Genomic DNA, 18680 nt, shown 5'->3' on the forward strand with positions numbered 1-18680 from the left:
GTATTATAAAAAATGTGATTATTGTAAAAGCTAAGCAGGATGTAAATTGGATAAGGAGTAATGATATGAGTCACATGATCCAAGGCCGGGATTCTCTAATTATTGGCATTGATGTAGGCTCAACGACCGTCAAGGCCACAGTGGTAGATCCTGAAAGCAAGCAAATCCTGTGGTCGGACTATCAACGCCATCATACAAAACAGGCGGAAAAGGTTCTGGAAATGTTAATGGACATTGGGAGTGAATTTCCGGAGGTAGAGCAAGCAAACGTTCGTGTGTTTGCGACAGGGTCCGGTAGCGGGCCTATTGCTCCCCATATCGGAGCGAAATTCGTACAGGAGGTCAACGCGGTTACCATGGCTGCAGAGCAGCTTCATCCTGAAGTCGGCAGCGTGATTGAACTTGGCGGACAAGATGCAAAGATCATAATTTTTAAAAAAAATGAGGAAACAGGCCAAAGCCAAGCTTATACCTCCATGAATGATAAATGTGCATCAGGCACCGGCGCCATGATCGACAAATGTCTGATCAAGGTGGGGATGCCTATGGAGAGCATGGGAAAGCTGCACTTTGATGATTCAAAATTGCATCATGTGGCCGCAAAATGCGGGGTATTTGCCGAAACGGATATTGTCAATCTCGTCAAAAGCGGCATTCCTTCTCCTGAGATTATGTGTTCGCTGGCGGATGCCATCGTGATGCAGAATCTTTCCGTTCTCACCCGGGGCAATACGCTGAGGCACCATGTTCTGCTGCTGGGAGGACCGAATACCTACTTGACCTTCCTGCAGGAATGCTGGCGTAAGCGGATCCCTCAGACCTGGCAGGAACGGGGATACGATTATCCGAAAGACACCTCTGCCGAGGAGCTGATTTTTGTTCCGGAGCATTCACAGTATTATGCAGCCTACGGGGCGGTCCTGTACGGGATGTACGAACCCGTGGATACCGGTGTATATCTGGGACTAAACGGGCTTAAGGAATTTATTGCGCATGGCCGACAAGCCAAACTTAGCGGGAAAGCGGGTCCGCCGCTGGTGAGCAGCGGCAACGAACTCGAACAATTTCAGCGGCAATACAACATTCCCGGATTTACACTGGCAGCCTTTACCCCAGGGCAGAAGGTGAAAGCGGTGATAGGTCTTGACGGTGGTTCCACTTCATCTAAAGCTGTATTGATTGATGAGCAAGGAGAAATTCTGCTGAAAGAATATCAGCTCTCCAAAGGGAATCCGCTTGAGGATACAAAAGAAATGTTAAAACGGATCCGGGATAAGGTAGAGGGGCAGGGGGCCGATTTGGAGATTATCGGCTTTGGCGCCACGGGTTATGCTGCGGATGTTTTGGAAAAAACGTTAAAGGCGGATGTCAATATTGTGGAGACCGTCGCACATATGAAAAGCGCCGTTCACCAATTCGGCGACATCGATGTGATCTGTGACATCGGCGGGCAGGACATTAAGGTGCTTTTTCTGAAAAACAGGGATATCCGCAACTTTAAGCTGTCCAATCAATGCTCAGCCGGGAACGGGATGCTGCTGCAGGCGATGGCGGATCAGTTCGGTATCCCGGTTCAGGAGTATGCGGATATGGCCTTTGGTGCAGCGCTGAGCCCTAAATTTTCCTATGGCTGCGCAGTATTTCTGGACGCGGACCGGGTGAATTTTCAGAAGGAGGGGTTTTCCAAAGAGGAAATGCTCGCCGGACTTGCTCTGGTTCTGCCGAAAAATGTATGGCAATATGTGGTCCAGATTCCGCGTATGGCTGAACTTGGCCGCAAGTTCGTCCTGCAGGGCGGAACCCAATATAATCTGGCTGCAGTCAAGGCCCAGGTTGATTATATCAAACAGCGGGTTCCGGGTGCCGAAATATACGTCCATCCGCATCCGGGAGAAGCGGGGGCCATTGGCGCGGCCATGGAAACCTTACGCGTGGTGAAACGTCGGGGATATTCCACCTTCTTGGGACTTAATTCCGTCATCGATCTGCGTTATGAAAGCCGAAACGACGAATCGACCCGCTGTCAATTTTGTCACAATCACTGCAGCCGCACCTTTATTGACTCCAAGACACCGGATGGGCAAACGGCCCGATACATTTCCGGTTTCTCCTGCGAAAAGGGAACGGTGGAAGACAAGGAAGCGGTCATCAAAGTCACAAGAGAGCGGCAGGAACTGAAAAAACAGTTTCCCAATCTTGTGGAATACGAGGCCCGCCGCATGTTTCAGCATTTTTACGATGCGGAGCCTCTTCCGGAACCGGATCTGCCGATGGATGATGTCCGGCTGAAACGAGGCTGGCTTCGGTTCGGCGGAAGGCGTACAAGACCCGATCAACGTCCGTTTGCGCGTTCTTCCACCGAGGCAATAAAGCGGCGCAGCCGGATCCGTATCGGGATTCCGCGGGTATTAAACATTTGGTCTACTGCACCTTTCTGGCGGTCGTATTTCGAGACATTGGGCATTGATGGCCGCAATATCGTGTTTAGCGATCAAACGAGCGGGGAAATGTGGCAGGAAGGCGGCAAATACGGATCTATCGATCCGTGTTACCCTTCGAAAGTGGCCCAAGCCCATGTTCATAATCTGCTGTTTAAGCACCATGAGCAACACCCGCTGGACTATATTTTTTTCCCGTGTATCACTCATATTCCAACGTATTTGCAAAATGTAATGGATTCGACGAGCTGTCCGGTTGTGGCCGGGTCCCCGAATGTGATCAAGGCTGCCTTTACCAAGGAAGTGGATTTCTTCAGGGTGCGAGGAATAATGTATCTGGATCCGGCGGTTACGTTCACCGAACCGAACTTGTTAAAGAGCCAGTTGTATGAAGCGTTTGGGGAACACTTGCAGATCACCCGGGATGAAAGCGACTTTGCCGTGATGCAGGGCTGGAAGGCGATGGAGTTGTTCGATGCGGAAATGCAAGAGAAGGGCCGCACCATTCTGGAGCAGGTTGAGCGGGATAATCGCCTTGCCATTCTAATGATCGGGCGTCCCTATCACTCCGATCCGGGCCTGAACCACAATGTGCTTGAAGAATTTCAGGTGTTAGGCTATCCCATTTTGTCCATGCGCTCCATTCCCAAAGACGAGGCGTGGCTGAACCGCTTTTTCAGCGATGATCTAAACACCGGGCGGGTGAAACAAGCGCTTGAAGTCAGCGATGTGTGGCCGGAAAATTTTAGCTCGAGCAGCGTGCAAAAAGTGTGGGCGGCCAAGTTCGCTGCGCGCCATTCCCATGTCGCCGTGCTCGACTTGTCCAGCTTCAAATGCGGACATGACGCTCCCACTTACGGGCTGATTGACTCGATAATTTCTGCCGGGGGCAACCCGTATTCGGCTTTGCATGATATCGATGCCAACAAACCGGGCGGTTCGATCAAAATCCGGGTGAAGACGTATGCTCACAGTCTGGGGCTTCATGAAGAACGTCTGCAGGATTTGGCCCGCAAAAAAGCAGAACTGCAGCAGCGCCTGGAGTTATTCAGAGTACAAAACCGGACGAAGGAGTGAATCAATCATGTCTGCTCCCGAAGAGAGGCTATTGAATTTTCAGAAAGAACAAGAAGAAGCGTTAGGCTTGGATCTTGAAAACAGAAGCCATTGGTTTGATCCCGTTCCGCATCCATTTTTGGCCACAGATAAATCCACCACAACCCTTCTTTTCGGAGGGCTGACGATGGCACACGATGACTTGGTGGAGGCGGCGCTTAAAGGATTAGGCTATCTGGTGAAGCATTTGGAATGTCCGGACAATGAGTCACTGCGCTACGGCAAAGAGTTCGGTAACCGCGGGCAGTGCAACCCGACCTACTTCACGGTCGGCAATTTAATTAAATATCTGCATTACCTGCGTGATGTGGAAGGCAAATCAAAGGAAGAAATCATTGGCAGCTATCTTCTCGTTACCAGCGGCTCCTGCGGCCCCTGCCGGTTTGGCACCTATGTTACGGAGTACCGGAAGGCCTTGCGCGATGCGGGATTCGAGGGATTCCGGGTGCTGCACTTCCAACAGACGGATGGGCTGAAACAGGTGACCGGCAGCGGATCGGCGCTGAAGCTCAATATTCCGTTTTTTATCAGCCTCCTGAAAGCCGTTTTTTTGGGTGATATTATAAATGCGCTGGCTTACCGTATCCGTCCTTATGAGGTCGAGTCCGGTTCAACGGATGAAGCTCTGGAACGGTGCAAGCAGTATTTGTATGCTGCCTTAAGCGAACGTAAGCGGCTGAAGCCGGCGATGATCAGGTGCCGCAGGGAACTGCAAACCATACGTGTGGATCACAGTAGAGTCAAACCGAAGGTAAGCATTATTGGCGAGTTTTGGGCGATGACTACCGAGGGAGACGGCAACTACCAGCTGCAGCGCTTTTTAGAGAGCGAGGGAGCTGAGGTAGAGGTGCAATCGTTGACGGCTTGGATTTTGTTCCTCATCTGGTCAGGGCGCTTCGATACCCTAAAGCGAATCCATCTGCAAGAAGCCGATGCCGGGAAAAATGGACTAAAGGGAAAGCACCCCGTCCTGCATCTGCATATGTTAGGGCTGGCTGACCGTGTCCTTCGTGTAACATTTCAGACCTATGCCAAAATGATCGGCCTGCAGCATTACCATCTGCCTAATATGGAAGAGATTGCCCAGGTTGCTCATGAACACTATAATAATCATCTGCGCGGCGGAGAGGGGCATATGGAGGTGGGCAAGCTGATCCTGAATGTAGCCAAGCGGAAGGCGAACATGACGATTTCAGTCAAGCCTTTCGGATGCATGCCGTCTTCCGGCGTTTCTGACGGTGTGCAGTCCCTGATCACCGAAAGATATCCCGATGCCATCTTTCTGCCGATCGAAACGACGGGGGACGGCGCTATCAACGTCTACAGCCGGGTGCAGATGATGCTTTTTAAAGCGAAGCAGGCAGCGCAGAAGGAATTTGACGAAGCCGTAAGGAAAAAAAGCCTGACGGCCGAACAGCTTCAGAAAAAGAAGGATTTAACATCTGCCCGTCCGCTGCATACAAGCCGTCATGTGGTTGCCTGTACAGCGGCGAATTGGGTTTATTGCAAGCGGACTTTTGGATAAATCAAAAGGGACTGCCGTAAGTCATTGATGACTTACGGACAGTCCTTTTCTTCATAAGGAATTAGTTTGTTGTGCTTGGGCTAGAGCTTCTTCACCAAGCATTTGACCCGCCGCGGGTTGTTCAGCAACGTGAGCGAACAGATCTGCCGGGATTGAAGCAAATGTTTCTGCCTCTTTTTGAATAGGTTTCTCTTTGAGTGCGGCTGTAAAAAAGATTTCGTTGTAGAGAAGGCCTTTCCTGAATTTTTTAATCACTTGATACTCATATTGCTGACGTTTGAACAGCTGCAGATATTCATCCTCACTGCGGATAAACTCACCGTTATCGTACTGCTTCATAAACCAGTTGTTGAGTTTGTGCTGCGGAGATAAATACGGCTCGATGACAATCATTGTTCCTTCAGGCTTCATTACTCGGCTGAATTCATTCAGATAACCGGTAATTTGTTCGTTCGAAATATGGTGCAGCACCGCGATGATGAACACAAAGTCCACGGTTTGATCCGGTATCGGGATATGCTTTTCGTCAAACACCATAAAGGTATGCTTTGGATGCAGCTGTTTGGCAAATTGTACTCTTTTGGCGTCCGGATCAATGCCATAATAAAGATCTGCATCGCATATGGAACAGTTTGCTCCGGTTCCGCAGCCAAAATCCAGAACGGCTTTATTTTCTATTGAGAAACAGCTTTTGATGCGCTCGTGAATATATTTATTGGTGAACCATTGTGGGCGTACAAACCTGTGATACAAGCCCGGGGATAAATACATGAGATTGAACTCACCGCCATTTCATTAATTTTGAATATAGTTTACTTAGAATGTCTCAGAATAATACAAGGAATAAATCTTCCTAACTTGGTCAGAATAACACTAGGATTTTCATGCCAGAATGAACATAAAGCGGGTGAACTGTTATGAAGAAAAGAATGAGCCGGCTTTTGCCGTCGGTCTTGATATTGACCATGGTTATTGGATGCCAAAACTCAAAACCAAAAGAACAAGATTTAATGCGGATAAAATCCGCTGCTGAAGTAAATACGAAAAAAGTTATTTTACTAATGGCAGACACTTTAATGGCTGAGTCAATCGACAAAGGAATCAAAACCCAAGAGCTTCCTGCCTTGAAATTCCTGATCGATCACGGGCAATATTATAAAAACCTGGTCAGTTCTTTTCCTACGATGTCTGTCACGATCGACAGTTCGCTGCTCACCGGAAAGTATCCGGATGTTCACCGTGTACCGGGTCTGACTTGGTATTCTGCGGAGAGTAAGAAAGTCATCAATTACGGGACCGGACCGCTGGAAGTGCTCGGACACGGAATTCATCCGGTGCTGACCGATGCGCTGATTCATTTGAACGGGAGCCATTTGAACCAGAATGTGCCTACCATCTATGAAGATTTAGCGCGGCAAGGGTTAAAGTCCGGATCGATAAACGGCCTGATTTACCGGGGAGCATCGGATCATAAGTTGTCGATTCCTGGTTGGATTCAAGGCACGGCTTCTTTGCCGAAGGAAATTCAGGTGAAAGGACCGGACTTGTTATCTCTGGGTTCGTTGTCCAATCCGTTTGAAGGGGTGAAAAATTTGCCCGATGGACTAACGAACCGGTTGGGAATGAATAATAATTTCGCTATAGATGCCGTGAAGCATTTGATACAAACCCATAAATTACCGGATTTTTTATTTGTCTATTTACCCGATTTGGACCAGAAGCTGCATAAAAAAGGCCCCACGGAATTAAATGGGGTCAAAAAGTTGGATCAGCAGCTTGGTTCGTTATTGAAAACGTTTGGTTCGCCGGAAAAGGCGTTGAAGGATGCGATTATCATTGTCGTAGGGGACAGCGGAATGACGCAAATTCTGCCCGCTGAACAAAATCCGGTAATTAACCTGCCGGCTTTGCTCGCAGATTCCCGGGTTTTGCGTCCGGGGGAAGACGTATCAGAGGAGACGGAAATCATTCTGGCAGTCAATGAAACCATGGCCTATGTGTATTCATTACAAGCAGACCGTTCCCTTAGTGATATAGCAAATGTACTTAAAAATGACCCGCGCATCGATTTTATTGCCTGGAAAGAAAAAGATTGGGTTCATGTGATGCAGGGAGCAACTGCCAAGCAGCTTAAGTTCAAGGCTGGCGGAAACCTGACTGATGCATACGGACAATCATGGACGGTTGAGAAGGATATCGGAGTCCTGGATTTGCAAGTGAATGCTGCCGCTGATGCATTGGATTACGATGAGTATCCCGATGTGTTGAAGCGATTGTCAGGTGCGCTCTATTCGCATGAAGGCGAATTTTTGGTGGTCACAGCAAAACCGGGATATGAATTGGCAGACAAAGCTTCACCGACGCATAAGGGCGGAGGAGGGCATGGTTCCATTCGTAAAATGGAATCACTTGTTCCTTTAATCATCAGCGGGACGGATCAAAAGCCCGAACATTTACGAGTTGTTGACTTAAAAGCTTTTTTGCTTAACCTTGTGACGAGGAAGACTCACAACGGTAAATAAACTGCCGGATTAACTCGTTCACTTTTGCCGCTGCTTTTGTGGGAATCTGATGTTTGGTTTTTTTGATAAAAACCAGTTCACTCTTTGGCAACCGCTCTTGCAGCAGCTGGGCGTATGGATGGAACAGGGTGTCCTTTTCTCCGTAGACCAGCAAGACGGGGTGATGGATCCTGTCCAATTGAGCTGTACAGTTATAATGCAGGCTGTATTGATAATACTGTTCAGCGTTTTCAGCGTTTGCTTTTTTAGCATCGGTAAACAATGACCGCCATAATGACAGCCTGGCTTTTGCCTGATTCCACGAAATGGAAAGGGCGATGGCACCGATTGCTCCGATACGGGACAAGAAGAGTCCCCGTGCTATTTTATTTCTTAACTTTTTGTCGTTTACTTCCGACATCCCGCTAATCACAATTCCGCCGAACGCTCGCTCGGGACAGGTTAACAAAAAATCAAGGACAATCGAGCCGCCGGTGGAGTACCCGCACAAAAATGCTTTTTCGATCTTCAACTGATTCATCAACTGCCTGATATCCTCAACAATTAACGGATAAGTAATCTCTTCCCTGGAAGGTTTGCTGCTGCCGTGACCCCGGATATCAAAAGAAATTGTCCGATAATCCGCCGATAATTGCTTCATCTGATATAGGAAATTCAAGCTTGTCAACACTGGAGGATGGATGAAAATTATCGTTGTTCCTTGGCCGCAGTCTGTGTAATACATGCTGTATCCATTGATAAAGGCTTGGGGCATGGGATATCACCTTCTTTACATTAACGATTTGTCTTTCGTCATAAATATGCATTCATCCTAATACAAACAGCCGGTGTATCAGCTGACCGGCTGTTTAATTGTGCTGTTGTAAATTGTACTTAGAATATTCTTCGTACGGGCTGAACCATCTGACGCCAGACATTTCCATTTACTCTGCGCCGTCTTGCAACGCAAAAGCTAATAACTCCCACACCTAATGCCAGTAAAGACATAACAGTACTTCGATTATTTACCCTTCTGAGCAAGGAACTCATCCATTGCATTCCATTTCACCCCTCTTGCCGAATTTGTTCTAAATATGATGTCCGATCTTTATTTTGCGGATGAACGAATCGCTTCATTCATGGAAATATTAGATATAATATGGTTATTAGTGCATGCAATCATATGGGAGTTGAGACCGGAGTATAAAGGAATTTGTATTTTCTAAGTGTTAACAAGTTACAAGGACCGTTAGGTCATGGTAAACTGATAAAAGAAAAATAGTGGAGAGGGGTGCTGGACAATTGCGTAAATATTTGGATTTGCTTCAGGATATCTTGGATCACGGCGCCTCCAAAAGCGACCGGACTGGAACCGGCACATTATCTGTTTTTGGACGCCAGCTCCGGTTCGATCTGGCCGAAGGGTTTCCGCTGGTAACCACCAAGCGTATCCATCTGAAATCGGTTATACATGAGCTCCTCTGGTTTCTGAAGGGGGATACCAATACCTCCTATTTGAAAGAACACGGAGTTTCGATCTGGGATGAATGGGCAGACGAGAATGGCGAGCTTGGACCCGTCTACGGCTCGCAATGGCGTGCCTGGGAGAGTGCGGATGGCCGCCATATTGACCAGATCGCCGCAGTGATCGATTCGATTAAGAACAACCCGGATTCCCGCCGTCATATCGTCAGCGCCTGGAATGTGGGTGAAATAGAGCAGATGAAGCTGCCGCCCTGCCATTTTGTATTTCAGTTCTATGTCGCGGACGGCAAGCTGTCCTGCATGCTGACCATGCGTTCCGTGGATACTTTCCTGGGATTGCCCTTCAACATCGCCAGCTATGCGCTGCTGACTCATATGGTCGCCCAGCAGACCGGGCTTGAGGTGGGAGAGTTCATCTGGTCCGGGGGAGATGTGCATATATATACAAATCATCTGGAACAGGTGGCCACACAGCTGTCCAGGGAGCCGTTCGCATTGCCGAAGCTGGTGATCCGCAGACAGCCCGAGAGTATTTTTGACTATACGTTCGAGGACTTCGAATTTGTCGATTATGAGCATCATCCGGGGATTAAAGCGCCGGTTGCAATATAACCCTTCACGGGGGAATAGATTCCTTAGTAGAGGAGGAGCTGCATGAGCATTACCCTGATTTGGGCCATGGCAGCCAACGATGTAATCGGCAAGGATAATGATATGCCCTGGCATCTGCCGCGGGATTTTGATTATTTCAAGTCGCAGACGCTGGGGAAGAGAATGCTGATGGGCCGCAAAACCTGGGATTCCCTGGGCGGAAAGCCGTTAAAAGGCCGAACAAGCATTGTCCTGACACGAGATCGCAGCTTTGCTCCCGAGGGGGCTGAAGTCGTGCATTCGCTGGAAGAAGCGGTAGCTGAAGGCCGCAAGGATGACGAGCTGATGGTTATTGGCGGTGCGGAGATTTACAAGATGATGCTGCCCTTTGCCGACAAGCTGCTGGTAACCCGGATTGAACAGGACATTGAAGGGGATACGCGGTTTCCGGAGGTCGACTGGAGCGAGTGGAGAGAAACCTCCAGCAGCCAAGGGATTAGGGATGATAAGAATCCGTATGATTACCGATTCTACGTTTATGAACGTTCGGTTTGAAAAAAAGCGTTTTCTCTGACACATCATGTGAAATAGTACAAATAATCAGCAGATTAGTCCATTACAGTGCGAAAGTGTTGGATGCTACTATAATTATTAAAATTAGAAATGCTAAACGTTTAAGTAATATAGAATGTGCAGGTACTTCATTGCGCTGAAAAACATATGGATGCCGCAATATGCTACAATGTACTATACAATCAACACGAAGAGATCGGATGGGGGAATCTTAAATATGTCTACACCTACTGGATTTATGGAGTATAAACGCCAGCTCCCAGGTGATCGGGATCCTGAGCAGCGCGTAAAGGACTGGGAAGAGTTCCACCATCATTTAACCGAGGACGAGCTTCGGACACAGGGTGCACGCTGTATGGATTGCGGAACTCCTTACTGTCATACCGGCATTGATATGAGCGGCGGTACATCGGGATGTCCGGTTCACAATCTTATACCAGAGTGGAACAACCTGGTATACCGGGGATTGTGGAAGGAAGCGCTGGAGCGGCTGCACAAGACGAACAATTTCCCCGAATTCACCGGCAGCATCTGTCCTGCGCCTTGTGAAGGCTCTTGTACCGTCGGTCTGATCGGTCAGCCCGTTACGATCAAGACCATTGAGCTGGCGATTATTGATAAAGGTTTCGAGGAAGGCTGGGTGGTACCAAATCCGCCGGAGAAACGGACGGGCAAAACGGTTGCCATCGTCGGCTCCGGACCAGCCGGTCTTGCTGCGGCTGCACAACTGAACAAAGCCGGGCATACCGTGACGGTATTTGAGCGCAGCGACCGCATTGGCGGATTGCTGACCTATGGCATTCCAACAATGAAGCTGGATAAACGGGTGGTTCAGCGCCGGGTGGACCTGCTGGCTGCTGAAGGTGTGAAGTTTGTAGTGAACACCGAAATCGGCAAGGACATCCCCGCCCAGCAGCTGGTCGATGAGTATGATGCAGTGGTTCTGTGCGGTGGTGCGACCAAGGCCCGCCGTTTCAACGTAGAAGGCAGTGAACTAAATGGCGTTATGTACGCGATGGATTATTTGAATGGGACCATCAAGAGCTACCTCAATTCCAATCTGGAAGACGGGAACTTTGTGTCTGCGGCAGGCAAGGATGTCATTGTGCTTGGCGGCGGCGACACCGGCTCTGACTGTGTAGCGACCGCTCTGCGTCATGGATGCAGCAGTATTACCCAGTTCGGAACGCATGACAAGGCACCGTTGGAACGTGATCCCATTGCGAATCCGTGGCCGCAATTCCCGAATGTGTATACACTGGATTATGCGCAGCAGGAAGCCAAGGCTGTCTTCGGCGATGATCCCCGTCAATTTTCCATCATGACTACCAAATTTGTTGGTGATGAAGATGGCAACTTGAAGGAGCTTCACACCGTTCAAATCCAACGTATGGTGGATGAAACCGGTCGCAAGATCTATCAGCCGATTCCTGGAACCGAGGCGGTATATCCGGCACAGCTTGCGCTGATCGCCATTGGCTTCGATGGACCGGAGCAGGATATTATTGAGGAGCTGAAGCTTGACACGGACCGCCGCAGCAACGTGAAAGCCCGCTATGGCAAGTTCAATACCAATGTGGATAAAGTGTTTGCTGCCGGAGATATGCGCCGCGGGCAGAGCCTGGTGGTGTGGGCGATCAATGAAGGGCGCGAAGCCGCACGTGAAGTGGATAAATATTTGATGGGCTCGACTGTTCTGGTCTAAGCCCGATATTGCAAACCAAAAGCCGTCTCCCCCGCTATATGCGGTTGAGACGGCTTTTTAATGTTGCTATATAAAGGGTTGTTCTATTAGCTCTTACTTCACTCTTAAGTGTGTCAGGAGAGACGTGAGGCTACTCCTCAAGCTTAAAGCGTTCAATTTTGTGCTGCAGGTCGGCAGCCATTTTGGACAGCTCAGTTGAGGAAGCGGAGATCTGCTCCATTGAAGCCAGCTGCTGTTCCGTCGCTGCCGTAACGTTCTGGAAGGCATCGGAAGTCGAACGTGAGATGTTGGAGACCTCCTGCACAGAAGCTGCAACCTCTTGCGCACCGGCCGACATTTGTTCGGTGATGGCAGAAATGTCATGGATCTGGCCGTTGATTTTTGCGGTAGACTGTTCGATGCTGATGAAAGCCTCTTTGGCTTCAGTGGTGACCTGAATGCCAAGCTCTACATCGGCAGCCACGCTGACGTGAATGGCTTGATAAGTGCGGTCAATGAGCCCGGTCATCTGCTCAATGATGTCCTGGATATTTCCGGCGGTTGTCTTCGACTGATCCGCCAGCTTGCGTACCTCTGAAGCTACCACTGCAAATCCCCGGCCGTGTTCTCCGGCCCTTGCAGCTTCGATGCCCGCGTTCAATGAGAGCAGGTTGGTCTGGACGGCAATATTGGAAATGGCGCTGCTCATCTCCGATACTTGACTGTTCAATCCATTCAACTGGCTGATCAGCTCGGAGGATTGATGGGTAGATTGGCGGATCGCATCCATTTGAAGGCTCATCTGTTCAATTTTCCGGCTGCCTGTTGATACGTCAGCTTCGGTGTCCGATGAGGAATCAACGATGGAGGCGGCAGCCTCGGCAATTTTTTGGATGCCGGAGGACATTTCTTCCATCGCCCGGGCAGTTTCTGCCATAGCAGCGGTTTGGGTCTCGGCTTCCGTTGAGGAATCCTGCACCAGCTCGGCAACATAACCTGTAGCCCTGGAGTTTTCTTCTGTTGTAGCGGTCAATTGCTGGCTTGAAGAAGCTAGCATGCCGGATGTATCCGAGATATCCACAACGATATTCCGGAGTGAGCCAACCATGAGATTATAGTTCTGGGCCAGCTGGCCGATCTCGTCGGTTCGGTTAATCTGGATCTCTTCGTTCAGATAACCTTCGCTGACACGGCGGGCGGACCGGTTCAGGCTCAGTATGGGTCTTATGATTGCTTTGATAATAAAGAACATCATGAGCAAGGCGATAACCAGAGCTGCGCCCAGCACGATCAGACCATTGTACAACACCGGGAGTGAAGCCTCTGAAAACTCCTCAGTGGAGAGTACACCAACAATTTTGAACCCGGTAGTTTTGTCGGTAGTATAGTATCCGCGCATCTGCTGGCCTGTAGTTGAACTGGTGTAGGACAACGCTCCGCTGTCTTTGTCCAGCAGTTGGATTACGTCTTCAGGAACGTCTTCTCCCGCTTTTTTAACCGGATGGGATACAAACTTATGATTGCGGTCCACAACGAAAATATAGCCGTCTGTGCCAATCTTGATGCTGTTGATCAGTTCGCTCATATGACTGAGCGCAAGGCTGGTGGTGAGAGCGCCTTGGCCGTCTTTAAGTGTCTCGGATATGTATAAATTGTAATTGCCTGTTGTCGCAGAGACAAAAGGATCAATCAAGGTAACCTTTCCAGCGTTGTCCATGGCTGCCTTATACCAGTCCCGTGTCCGGGGATCGTACTCCTGCTTACCTGGATCGGGAGCTTTCATCCAGGCACCGCTTTTGCTTCCTAGTGTAATAATCTCAAGTTCAGGGTGCTCCTTCATGAATAAATCAATCAGCGCCCGGGTTTCCGGCTTCTTGGCTTCAATGTCAGCAGTGGTGATCTGCTGGCTGAGCTGCTGAACATTCCGTTCAGCGGCAATGATAGTTTCCGTAATTGTTCCTTGGAGCAGCTCTACGCTGGAATGTGTAGATTCCTGCATCTTCAATTCCAATTGCTTCTTCGAACTGGAATAGGAGAAATAGCTCACAAGGAGGATGGGGATAACCAGCATCAGAGTAAAGATTAGCATCATTCGCTTCTGAAGTGATCTGGATGCGGCTTTTTGGAATAGTCGTTGAATAGTGTTCATAGTAGTGTCTCCCCTTTGGATGCGGTGAAAATGATCGCTCAATCTCTTCGCAGCCTTTCTTTGATAAACTCTATTGATATATTCGGTTGATTGACACATTAATTTCATATCTAATACGCTAGATAAGAAATATTTAATTTGTGCATTGCTTTTTATAAAAACGTTAGAAGCTTGACGCAGCTCCGAAAATCGTATAGATTAGAAACACTATTTATACCGAACAGCATTGACCGAGGATCTATGTTTCAAGATCGTTAGTACAGAGAAGGGATTCACCGGCTGAAAGGTCCCTCACAGAACGAGAGAAGCATATCCTGCCTTGGAAGCTGCAGCATCCCATGCTGCCGGAATCGGCCGTTATCCGAATGGAGGACTGTAGGTTAAAGAGCGGCAGTCGAAACAGGGTGGTAACACGGCACATTCGTCCCTGACGGATGTGCTTTTTTGTGTTCAGTTTAGGCACTGTATTTCACTTAATTTACTGAAGAGAGGCTGATTACTATGCGCCAAAGCAATCTGTTGGCAACCACCCTGCGGGAAGCGCCTGCGGAGGCGGAGACCGTTAACCACCAGCTGCTGCTGCGTGCCGGATATATCCGCCAGCTGGCAGCCGGAATTTACACTTATCTGCCCCTGGGGCGGAGGGTGCTGCGTAAGATTGAAGCTATCGTGCGGGAGGAAATGGACGCCGCCGGTGCGCAGGAAATGCTGATGCCTTCCATGCAGCCCGCAGAGCTGTGGAAGGCATCGGAGCGCTATGAAGTCTACGGTAAAGAACTGATGAAGCTGAACGACCGTCATGACCGTGAATTTGTGCTGGGGCCAACCCATGAAGAGGTGATCACGTCGTTAATGCGGGGGGAGGTCAGCTCGTACCGGAAATTGCCAGTTACCGTCTATCAGATCGGGACCAAGTTCCGCGATGAACGCCGTCCCCGTTCCGGATTGATGCGGGGCAGAGAGTTCCTGATGAAAGACGCTTACTCCTTTGACACCGGCTGGGAAGGGCTGGATGATACATATAGCAGGATGTACAAGGCGTATCAGCGGATTTTTGAGCGCTGCGGTCTTGTCTACCGGGCGGTGCAAGCCGATGCCGGGGCAATAGGAGGCGAAGGGGAAACCCATGAATTCATGGCCATATCGGGCATAGGCGAGGATACGATTGCGGTATGTTCTGCATGTGATTATGCCGCTAACTTAGAGCAGGCTGAAGTGCATACAGGGGCGGAGGCGGTGCAGCGGAACGTCAGCAATCTGCCTGCTGCCGAGAAATTCCACACCCCAGGGATCCGTACGGTTGAGCAGCTGGAGCAGGAGCTGCGGATCGCTCCGGAGCAGGTGATCAAGACATTGATCTATCAAGGGGGCGGCCAAGTATTTGCCGTACTCGTACGCGGGGATCATGAGGTCAATGAGGTCAAGGTCCGGAACTATATCGGAGCCAGTGAAATTGCTCTTGCAGATTCTGGGACTGTACGGGCTGCGGCCTCCGTTGAGAGCGGTTTTGTTGGACCAGTCGGACTATCATTGACTCTGCTGGCAGATAGGGCGGTAGCTGCAATGACTTCCGGGATTACCGGAGCCGGAGAGCGGGACTTCCACCTGCGAGATGTGGTGCCTGGCCGGGATTTCACTCTGGAACACGTGGCGGATTTCCGCACCGCGGAGGAAGGAGGGACCTGTCCTGTTTGCGGGGAAGGCGTCCTTCATTTTGAACAAGGGATTGAGATCGGGCATATTTTCAAGCTGGGGACGAAATACAGCGAGAAGCTGGGGGCTACTGTTCTGGATGCCGCCGGGCAGAGCAACCCGGTGATTATGGGCTGCTACGGTATCGGAATTTCGCGTCTGATGGCTGCGGTGGCGGAGCAGAACAGCGATGGGCAGGGGCTTATCTGGCCTGCGGCATTGGCGCCTTACCGGGTTCATATCCTGCAAATGTCGGTGCAAGACGAGGTGCAGACAGCGGCTGCGGAAGCTCTGTATGAACAGCTGTCCAAGCTAGGAGTAGAGACGCTGCTGGACGACAGGGATGAACGCGCAGGCGTCAAGTTCAAAGACTCGGCTCTGATGGGGATACCCGTTGCCATTGTTGTGGGCAAGGCTGCAGCCGGGGGGAAAGTGGAATATTTGGACCGGAGATCGGACAGCAAAGAGGTCATTGACATCACAGAAGCGGTATCGCGGGTTACTTCCGGGCAGAACGGCTGAGGGGGTAAAGTTTCCGGAATACGTTAAAAAGTCGCGGAGTTGATGGTATAATAGACTACTGGACGTATTTTGGAAGATTGAGGCTAAGGAGCGATACTTTTTGAAGACACTTATTATTGCGGAGAAACCGGATATGGGGCGGAATATCGCCGCCGCAATAGAACCGAAAGCCAAAAACTACCGTTCTTATCTGGAAGGCGAGCAGTATATCATTACCTGGGCCATAGGTCATCTGATCGGTCTGGCCGAACCGGAAGCATATGATTCAAAGTACAAGAAGTGGAACATTAACGACCTGCCGATCATTCCCGAGGAGTTCAAGCTGGTGCCGAATGCGCGTACGCTGGATCAGCTGAAGGTGATTGGAGAGCTGGCAAAACGCAGCGATCTGCTGGTGAATTCCTGTGACGCCGGGCGCGAAGGGCAGCATATCTTTTCGCTGATTCAGCGGCACCTGAAGCTCAGCCAGCCTGTGAAGCGCCTGTGGATATCTGACCTGACCCCGGAAACCATCCGCAAAGGATTTCAGGAGCTGAAGGACGGATCGGAATATGAGAATTTGACCAAAGCCGCCAAGGCGCGCAGTGAGGCGGATTGGCTGATTGGGATGAATGGCTCGCGTGCGTTCACCACCAAGCATAATGTGCTGCTCTCGGTCGGCCGGGTGCAGACCCCTGTGCTTGCGCTGATTTACGACCGGCAGAAGACGATTGAAGCCTTCTCCTCGCTGAAATTTTTTGAAGTTGAAGGGCATTTTACCCAGAATGAAGTGGTCTACAAAGGGATGTGGCAGGGGGAGCGGATGACTGACGGTGCCAAGGCTGAAGCGCTCGCTGCCAAAGTCAAGGGCAAGCCGGCCAGAATCGCATCCTATGAGGTGAAGGTGACCAAGGAATATCCGAACAAGCTGTATGACTTGACGCTGCTGCAGCGGGAAGCGAACGGCAAATATGCTTTTTCGGCTAAAAAAACGCTTGATCTCGCCCAGGCGCTTTATGAGAAGCATAAGGTGATTTCCTATCCGCGCACCAACTCAAACTATGTCACCGAACAGAATATCCCGGAAATGCATAAAACGCTCTCTGCGCTTCAGGGTACCACCTATGACGAATGGGTCAAAGGGGCCAACCGGAATCTGGTGCACAAAGGCAACAAATTCATCTGCAACCCTGCCAAGGTTGAGGATCACCATGCCATCCTGCCGACGAACCGCAAAGCATCCGGATTGAGCGCCGATGAGGCCAAGCTCTATGATCTCATAGTCCGCCGGTTTCTCTCGCAGTTCTATCCGGCTGCTGAGTATAAGGTGCACACGGTTATTACTGAGGTGGAAGGCGAAAACTTCAAGACAACGGTCAAGGAGCTTCTGAGTCTGGGCTGGAAGGTCATCTACGGCGACCAGAAGAAGGAGAAGAAGCCTGCCAAGGGCAAAGGCAAGGAGGAAGACGAGGAAGAGGAAATTGAGGTCAATGAGCCTTTCTCCATAGATCCCAATGCCGGGGTGCTCTGCAGCGATGCCGTGGTCAAAGAAAAGGATACCCAGCCGCCCAAGCACTATACCGAGGGAACCCTCTTGAAAGCGATGGAGAGTGCCGGCAAGCAGATTGAGGATGAAGAGCTGCGCGATGCCATGAAGGATTCAGGACTGGGCACGCCGGCTACCCGGGCGGCAACCATTGAACGGCTGAAGAATGTCGGTTATGTGGAGATGCAGGGTAAAAAAATAGCCATTACCCAAAAGGGCCGGACAGCGATTGAACTGATCCGCGGTGCGGGCGTCGAGCTGCTGACCTCGCCGGAAATGACCGGGCAGTGGGAGCGGCGCCTGAACGAAATCGCCAGAGGAACAGCTGCAGACAGCCAGTTCATGGCGAATGTGAAACGCTTCGCCTCTATGATTGTGGATAAGGTCCGGGTGCAGTCCCGGGCGGACAGAACCTCCTTCGAAGGCGAGACGCCTTCGCTCCGCGGCGGAGCCAAAGGACGGAGTGCCGCTGGTTCCGGCAAGCCGGGCGAAAAACCCGCGCCAAGGAAGCGCAGCGGGGAAGAAGGAAGCACAGCTGCCGTGAAGCCTGCCCGCAGCAGGCAGGCTTCAGCCGGGAATGCAGCGGATGCCGGCCCCAGGATCATTGGAGCCTGCCCGCGTCCGGGCTGCGGCGGCATGATTTTTATGGGCCGCAAAGGTTATGGCTGCTCCCATTACAAGGAAGGCTGCAAATTCGTCATCTGGAAAGAAACGTATGGCCGGACGCTTACCGATGCCCAGGTGAAGGCGCTGATCGAGAAAGGGAAGACCGGCAAGCTGAAGCTCACTGCAGAGGATGGCTCACCGCTGGAGGGCAAGCTGGTGCTGAAGAGCAGCGACACCGGACAGCTCGGGATTGAGTAAGGTGATCCACCGCCC

General features: G+C 50.5%; 11 protein-coding genes. 8 read left to right on the forward strand and 3 right to left on the reverse strand.

The window, feature by feature from the left end; genetic code table 11:
• The first annotated feature begins 65 nt into the window (after nt 1-65).
• On the forward strand, nt 66-3515 hold the full coding sequence (locus BLQ82_RS07650) for a BadF/BadG/BcrA/BcrD ATPase family protein (protein ID WP_062528458.1): 3450 nt from the start codon (nt 66-68) through the stop codon (nt 3513-3515).
• Between the two features lie 166 nt (nt 3516-3681).
• Complete coding sequence (locus BLQ82_RS07655; protein WP_244280724.1) at nt 3682-5079, forward strand: 2-hydroxyglutaryl-CoA dehydratase; 1398 nt, start codon at nt 3682-3684, stop codon at nt 5077-5079.
• A gap of 51 nt (nt 5080-5130) precedes the next feature.
• Here BLQ82_RS07655 and BLQ82_RS07660 read toward each other — a convergent pair whose 3' ends face one another.
• On the reverse strand, nt 5131-5850 hold the full coding sequence (locus BLQ82_RS07660) for a class I SAM-dependent methyltransferase (RefSeq protein WP_062528456.1): 720 nt from the start codon (nt 5848-5850) through the stop codon (nt 5131-5133).
• 146 nt (nt 5851-5996) lie between these two features.
• Between BLQ82_RS07660 and BLQ82_RS07665 the strand changes: the two genes are divergently transcribed.
• Nucleotides 5997-7601 carry an alkaline phosphatase family protein gene (locus tag BLQ82_RS07665; protein ID WP_244280725.1) on the forward strand — a complete coding sequence of 535 codons (1605 nt, stop codon included), beginning with the start codon at nt 5997-5999 and terminating at the stop codon, nt 7599-7601.
• Here the strand turns inward: BLQ82_RS07665 and BLQ82_RS07670 are convergent.
• Nucleotides 7564-8355, reverse strand: a complete 792-nt coding sequence (locus BLQ82_RS07670; protein ID WP_062528455.1) for an alpha/beta fold hydrolase — start codon at nt 8353-8355, stop codon at nt 7564-7566. The genes BLQ82_RS07665 and BLQ82_RS07670 overlap by 38 nt on opposite strands.
• A gap of 527 nt (nt 8356-8882) precedes the next feature.
• Here BLQ82_RS07670 and thyA point away from each other — a divergent pair.
• The 3 genes from thyA (at nt 8883) to BLQ82_RS07685 (ending at nt 11934) form a co-directional block, all read left to right on the forward strand.
• On the forward strand, nt 8883-9677 hold the full coding sequence (gene thyA, locus BLQ82_RS07675) for a thymidylate synthase (protein WP_062528454.1): 795 nt from the start codon (nt 8883-8885) through the stop codon (nt 9675-9677).
• Between the two features lie 42 nt (nt 9678-9719).
• Entirely contained in the window at nt 9720-10211 is a 492-nt protein-coding gene (locus BLQ82_RS07680) for a dihydrofolate reductase (protein ID WP_062528453.1), read from the forward strand.
• A 235-nt stretch (nt 10212-10446) separates the two neighbouring features.
• Nucleotides 10447-11934, forward strand: coding sequence for a glutamate synthase subunit beta (locus BLQ82_RS07685; RefSeq protein ID WP_062528452.1), 1488 nt, complete (start codon nt 10447-10449; stop codon nt 11932-11934).
• 130 nt (nt 11935-12064) lie between these two features.
• Here BLQ82_RS07685 and BLQ82_RS07690 read toward each other — a convergent pair whose 3' ends face one another.
• A complete protein-coding gene (locus BLQ82_RS07690; RefSeq protein ID WP_062528451.1) occupies nt 12065-14062 on the reverse strand; it encodes a methyl-accepting chemotaxis protein in 1998 nt (665 codons plus the stop codon).
• Between the two features lie 501 nt (nt 14063-14563).
• Between BLQ82_RS07690 and BLQ82_RS07695 the strand changes: the two genes are divergently transcribed.
• A complete protein-coding gene (locus BLQ82_RS07695; protein ID WP_062528450.1) occupies nt 14564-16276 on the forward strand; it encodes a proline--tRNA ligase in 1713 nt (570 codons plus the stop codon).
• 100 nt (nt 16277-16376) lie between these two features.
• Nucleotides 16377-18665 (forward strand): type IA DNA topoisomerase, encoded by a 2289-nt coding sequence (locus BLQ82_RS07700; protein WP_062528449.1) that lies wholly within the window; start codon nt 16377-16379, stop codon nt 18663-18665.
• The last annotated feature ends 15 nt before the right edge of the window (nt 18666-18680 follow it).

Origin of the sequence: Paenibacillus jilunlii (assembly GCF_900102965.1) — a bacterium.
Taxonomy (GTDB): Bacteria; Bacillota; Bacilli; order Paenibacillales; family Paenibacillaceae; genus Paenibacillus_AQ; species Paenibacillus_AQ jilunlii.

What these genes read in the sequence shown, in the direction of transcription:
- BLQ82_RS07650 (WP_062528458.1), top strand. Translation starts at nt 66, where the DNA reads ATGAGTCACATGATCCAAGGCCGGGATTCTCTAATTATTGGCATTGAT.
- BLQ82_RS07655 (WP_244280724.1), top strand. Translation starts at nt 3,682, where the DNA reads ATGGCACACGATGACTTGGTGGAGGCGGCGCTTAAAGGATTAGGCTAT.
- BLQ82_RS07660 (WP_062528456.1), bottom strand. Translation starts at nt 5,850, where the DNA reads ATGTATTTATCCCCGGGCTTGTATCACAGGTTTGTACGCCCACAATGG.
- BLQ82_RS07665 (WP_244280725.1), top strand. Translation starts at nt 5,997, where the DNA reads ATGAAGAAAAGAATGAGCCGGCTTTTGCCGTCGGTCTTGATATTGACC.
- BLQ82_RS07670 (WP_062528455.1), bottom strand. Translation starts at nt 8,355, where the DNA reads ATGCCCCAAGCCTTTATCAATGGATACAGCATGTATTACACAGACTGC.
- BLQ82_RS07680 (WP_062528453.1), top strand. Translation starts at nt 9,720, where the DNA reads ATGAGCATTACCCTGATTTGGGCCATGGCAGCCAACGATGTAATCGGC.
- BLQ82_RS07685 (WP_062528452.1), top strand. Translation starts at nt 10,447, where the DNA reads ATGTCTACACCTACTGGATTTATGGAGTATAAACGCCAGCTCCCAGGT.
- BLQ82_RS07690 (WP_062528451.1), bottom strand. Translation starts at nt 14,062, where the DNA reads ATGAACACTATTCAACGACTATTCCAAAAAGCCGCATCCAGATCACTT.
- BLQ82_RS07695 (WP_062528450.1), top strand. Translation starts at nt 14,564, where the DNA reads ATGCGCCAAAGCAATCTGTTGGCAACCACCCTGCGGGAAGCGCCTGCG.